Consider the following 5,096-nt stretch of genomic DNA (forward strand, 5'->3'; position numbering starts at 1 on the left):
CACCGCGCCCGCAAGGCCGCGAACAAGGCACTCGGGTGGCGCGCACGGCGCCGGTTCGGCCGGGTCGTGGCCGCCCGGATCAAAGCGACCGACGAGGAACGTCGGCGCGCGGCCGATGCGGTCATCCGCGAGGCAGAACAGGTGACCGGTGCAGCCGCGCTGTTCTTCGGGCCGCAGACGCGTCGGCAGCGGGCGACCGACACGACCGGGTCGCGACCGACCAGCGGCAACACCGCGAACGACAACGACGCCCCGTTGCCAGTTCGGTCGCTTCGACTTCGGCGGCTGCGGTCAGCCGGTCGCGGCGAGCAGAAGACGACCGAGACCGCTGCGGCGGAACCGGTGGTGATCGACGGCGTGGACATCACCGACCTGATGCCCGCCGCCCGGCAGGCCGCGACCGAGCTGGGCGACCGGCTCTCCCGCGACGCACTGCTGGAAGCCCTTCGCACGGCCGGGTTGTCGGTCGGAGGCAAGCGCCGCAAGGCCGTCTACGACGCCGTGTTGGCCGAGCGCGACCGGGCGGCGTGACCGGCGGGGTGCGGCACCCGCGTTACCCCCGGCGTGCGGGTGCCGTGCCCGGCAGGCCAACGACGCCAGCCACATCGTCCACACAGGACCAGTGAGGGGTGCGTGATGAGCGGAGAACTGTCTTTCGGCGACCCGGAGTTCTTCTCCACCAGCCAGATCCGTGACTACTGCGACCGCGGCGCGAAGCTGATCCGCCCGCTGTACAACGAGCTGCACATCGCCGCGGAGGAGATGGAGGCCGTGCTGCGGTACGTGCCGTCGGCGAACCCGTCCATGGGCGGGCTGGACTCGCGGGTGCGGGCCAAGTTCGTGGCCAGCCACATGCACCGCTCCGCCGACGCGGTGGAGGTCGCGGTGACCTCGCTGCGCAAGACGTACATGAGCTTCCGCAAGCACTTCATCGCGGAGCTGGAGGCCGCGTCGGGCAAGAAGCGCCCGGCGTTCAAGTTCGACGGCTGACCTGGCCGGAAGTTGTTGGTACCGCGAGGAAATCGCAGAAAGGAGAACGGGAGATGGGCAAGCGCAGCAGCCGCGGTGACCTCGCGGGCACCGGCTCGGAGGCTGGCTACTACCAGCCACGCAACTACTGGGGCAGCAAGGTCGCCCCGTACGGCGGGCAGTGGGCGGCGATGCTGATCGCGTGGCCCGCCGGCGCGCTGACGCACCTCATGTTGGCCGATTCGCCGCACCTGCCGTGGATCACGCCAGTACTCGCGCTGGCGGGAACGGTGCTGGCAGGCGTGGCCTACAAGGCCGCAGGCACCCGCTCCGGCATCACGCGCGTACACGCCACGATCACGGTCGCGATTCTGACGGGATGGCTGGTGACCTGTGCGATTACCGCGCCGTGGCGCCAGCCGCTGGTCGGGATCTGGCTGTTCGGCGGTGCCACGCTGGCGTTGTCGTGGAACATCCGCCGGGCGCTGCGCGGTGGCGAGGAGAGCGGCGGCGCAGGGGCGCTGTTCGAGAAGGTCAAGCTTGCCGGGGTGCAGGCCAAAGCGATCGACGTCGCGCCGAACAAGGTCACCGCGCCGCTGGCGCTGCCGCCGGGTGAGGTCTCGGTGGAGGAGGTGCAGGGCGCGGTCGACAAGATCGCATCGGCGTTGCGGCTGCCCAAGGGCTCCGTCCGCGTCGTCGGCGACCCGGACGACACCTCGCAGGCGACGATGACGATCGTGCCGGTGGACGTGCTGCGCCACCCGCAACCGTGGCGCGGGCCGTCCGCGCCGGGCGGGTCGATCGCGGAGCCGATCGTGCCCGGTGTGTACGAGGACAACGAGCTGCAGCGGATGTTCTTCCCCGGCGACAAGGCCACGCAGCGCCAGGCCGCCACGTGGATCGTGCAGGGCATGAAGGGCTCCGGCAAGACCGGCGGCGCGAAGAACTGCTGGACCGAGATGCTCACCCGCCGCGACAACAACCTGATCGTGCTCGACCCGTCCAAGGGGGAGCAGAGCGTGGCGTTCCTCGGTGACTCCACCAGCGTCGTCATCGGTCACAAGCAGTGCCAGCAGGTCATGTCCCGCGTCCCGGACGTCATCACCGACCGCGCGACCTCGTTGGGGCGCTGGGGTTTCGACGAGTGGACCCCGGAGGTGTTCGAGAGGCACGGGATGCCGTACCTGGTGATCTGGGTGGAGGAGTCCACCCGCGTGCTGGAGGACGCGGCCACCATGACCCGTATCGCCCAGGAGTGCCGCTCAGCCGGGATCTCGGTGGTGTTCTCGTTGCAGAAGGCCAGCTTCCGGCAGATGAGCACCGACGTGCGCTCCCAGATCGACGGCGTGTGGTGCTTCGGCGTCAAGGACATCGACGACGCGGCGTTCACGCTGTCCGAGCAGGTCATCGACGCCGGTGCCCGGCCGGACAAGTGGCAGAACCGCAGGGTGGGCTGCAACTACGTCGAAGGCCCCGGCATCGACGAGGACCGGCTTCCGATTCCTGGCCGCACTTTCACCGCCACCGACGAGGAACGCGCGCAGGTCATCGACGCGCACGCCGGCATCCGGCCGGAGTTGTGGGCGCCCACCGCGAAGATCCTCGGCTTGCCTGCCAAGCCGACCAGCCAGCAGGGAGGCACCGTCGTGCCCATCACCGCCCACACCAGCAGCGTGACGGCCGCGTTGGCCGACGACTGGGACAACGGCTTTCTGTCCGATGAGGACGACCGCACCCTGCTCGCGCTGCCCGACGACCCGGAGCCCGACCTGGAGGACCTGGACCCCGACGCGGAGCTGCCCGACGACGACCCGGACATGGTCCTGCCCGGTGGCAGCCGACGCGGGCGCAGGCCCGGCAGCGGCTGCGCGCCGCGGTGGACAAGCTCACCCGCGACGGCCGCACCGAGATCACCATCCGCGACCTGCCCGACCCCGAGACCGTGTTCGGCCGCACCCGCCAGTGGCTGTCCGGCGAGCTCGCGGGCCTGGCCCGCGACGGGGTGCTGGAGGAGGCCGGGACCGACGGCAAGGCCATCGTCTACCGCCCGCGCGCCCGTGACGCAGCGTGACATGTAGCGGGCGTCTGACGTCAGCGGACGTCATCTGACGTCAGGCGCCCGCACGCCCGCCCAATGCGCGCGGGTGCGCGTGCGCGCGCGAAACCCGATTCATAACAGTGTTCTGACAAAGGCTGACGACACGTCGGCCTGGCCTTCCACACCCTTCTACCGGTTACGCACAGTGACATTTCGGAGGACGTCATGGCTTGCACGGAGTTCGTTGCGATTCCCATCGACCAGCACCACGACGAGACGCTGAAGGCCGCGGAGAACGAGGTCCGCGACGAACTGCGCCGCACCGACACCAAGGCCACCGGCCTGCTCGGACTGTTCGGCGCCGCTCTGGCCGGCGTGCTGGCCCTGATCGCCTCACACCCCGGCACCCTGGCCACCGTCCTGCTCCACCTCGCGGCGCTGCCCATCGCCGCCGCGATCGTGCTGTTGCTCGCGGTGCTGCGCCCGATGTTCCTGGGCGCCACCGGGCACGGCTTCTACCGCTGGGCCCAGTTCCGCACCAATCCGGCCGAGCTGCTGGCCGACCTCACCGGCCCCGACGTGCTCGTCGCCCGCGCCGAAATGCTCGCGGCGCTGTCGGCCGCGGTGGTCGCCAAGTACCGCCGCATCCGCATCGCGGTGCACCTGCTGCTGGCCGGGCTCGCCCTGCTCGCCCTCGCCGTCCTCACCGCCTGAGCAAAAGGGGAACTGCCATGACCACCGTCGCTCAGCAGGCCGTCTATGAGATCGAGACCCTGGCGCATCACGAGGCCGCGCACGCCGTGATCGCCCTGGTCGGTGGCGGCACGGCGCCCAAGGTGCGGATCTGGCAGGCCAGCCCGACCCGGTGGCGCGGCTGGACCGATATGACCTTTCCCGAGACCCCGGACGGCGACCACGCCGCCGCGATTACACTGCTGGCCGGCGTCCCCGCGGAACCGGGCCTGGCTCGAAGCACACGACGTGCTCGCGTCGGCGTGGCCGCACGACGTCGAGGACAGCGGCGCCTACGACCGCAACATCGTCCACGAGTGCCTGGCCCGCATCCCACGCGCTCAGCGCCCGACCTTCCGCGCCGTGCAGAACGAGGCGAATCGACTCGTAGTCGCGCACTGGGGCCGCATCACCGACCTGGCCGCACGGCTGCTCGACAACCACTGCATCCACCACGTCACCCGCTGAAACCCGTTCGAGAGGAGCACAGATCATGGCCGGTCTTCCCGAGGTCACCGTCGCCGGAACGCTGACCGCCGACCCCGAGCTGCGGTTCACGCAGTCCGGCATCGCGGTCGCGAACTTCACCGTGGCGGCCAACGACCGCCGCTACGACCAGCAGTCCGGGCAGTGGATCGACGGCGACGCCACGTTCCTGCGCTGCACCCTGTGGCGCCAGCCCGCCGAAAACCTCGTCAACTCCGTCGGCAAGGGCGCCCGCGTGCTGGTCACCGGAACGCTGCGGCAGCGGCAGTTCGAGCACGAGGGCCAGAAGCGCACCGTGCTGGAACTGGACGTCACCGAAGCCGGGCCGTCGGTGCGCTGGGCCACCGCGAAGGTCACCAAGGTCACCCGCACAACCGCCGGTGCCGCAGCCCCGGCTGCGGACGCCTGGAACAGCGCACCGCCCGCCAACGGGTCCGGGTTCGCCGACGAGCCGCCGTTCTGATCGGGCCGGACGTTGCGGGGCGACGCCGGCAAGCACCCGCCCCGCAACTCCACTCTCCCTACCGCTTCCACGGTTTCGAGGAGCCACCCATGAGTACCACCAACACCATCCTGGCCACCACCACGGCCGCCGCCACCGCGGGCTACCTGGCCACCAGCGCCTACGCGCTCCACCTGTTCAAGCGTCTGCACATCGACGCCCTGACCGGCCTGGGCAACCGCGAGGCTCTGGGCATCCTGGCCCACCGCGCGGCCACGCGCCGCCCCGGCGCGGTCGGGTTGCTGCTGCTGGACATCGACAACTTCAAAGGGCGCGAACAACCCGCAGCAGCCCAACAAGCAGCCGAACCCTCCCGGAAGCATCGCGGGAGCCTGCCAGGGCACCGGTGGCGCCACCGACAAGGGCGTC

6 protein-coding genes and 1 pseudogene are annotated in these 5,096 nt (G+C 70.5%); all 7 read left to right on the forward strand.

From position 1 onward, the window contains the following. Positions 1-531 (forward strand): hypothetical protein (locus FXN61_RS47080; protein WP_167980285.1); only part of this gene is annotated, 531 nt, incomplete at its 5' end. Positions 532-570: 39 nt separating this feature from the next. Next, on the forward strand, positions 571-990 hold the full coding sequence (locus tag FXN61_RS47085) for a TraA-like protein (RefSeq protein ID WP_512698772.1): 420 nt from the start codon (positions 571-573) through the stop codon (positions 988-990). A 53-nt stretch (positions 991-1,043) separates the two neighbouring features. Continuing rightward, positions 1,044-3,047, forward strand: a complete 2,004-nt coding sequence (locus tag FXN61_RS47090) for a hypothetical protein (RefSeq protein ID WP_167980287.1) — start codon at positions 1,044-1,046, stop codon at positions 3,045-3,047. Positions 3,048-3,232: 185 nt separating this feature from the next. After that, the gene (locus FXN61_RS47095; protein WP_167980288.1) at positions 3,233-3,721 is read left to right on the forward strand and encodes a Pycsar system effector family protein; all 489 of its coding nucleotides are present in this window, start codon (positions 3,233-3,235) and stop codon (positions 3,719-3,721) included. Between the two features lie 267 nt (positions 3,722-3,988). Continuing rightward, positions 3,989-4,207 (forward strand): hypothetical protein, encoded by a 219-nt coding sequence (locus FXN61_RS47100; protein WP_167980289.1) that lies wholly within the window; start codon positions 3,989-3,991, stop codon positions 4,205-4,207. A 25-nt stretch (positions 4,208-4,232) separates the two neighbouring features. Then, complete coding sequence (gene ssb / locus FXN61_RS47105) at positions 4,233-4,688, forward strand: single-stranded DNA-binding protein (protein ID WP_167980290.1); 456 nt, start codon at positions 4,233-4,235, stop codon at positions 4,686-4,688. A gap of 89 nt (positions 4,689-4,777) precedes the next feature. Further along, positions 4,778-5,096: pseudogene (locus tag FXN61_RS47110) on the forward strand (hypothetical protein); the annotation flags it as partial.

Source organism: Lentzea indica, from assembly GCF_012184385.1.
In the GTDB taxonomy this organism is placed as follows: Bacteria; Actinomycetota; Actinomycetes; order Mycobacteriales; family Pseudonocardiaceae; genus Lentzea; species Lentzea indica.

Excerpts from the sequence above, each read along its gene's own strand:
- FXN61_RS47095 (WP_167980288.1), top strand. The coding sequence starts at position 3,233 with ATGGCTTGCACGGAGTTCGTTGCGATTCCCATCGACCAGCACCACGAC.
- ssb (WP_167980290.1), top strand. The coding sequence starts at position 4,233 with ATGGCCGGTCTTCCCGAGGTCACCGTCGCCGGAACGCTGACCGCCGAC.
- FXN61_RS47090 (WP_167980287.1), top strand. The coding sequence starts at position 1,044 with ATGGGCAAGCGCAGCAGCCGCGGTGACCTCGCGGGCACCGGCTCGGAG.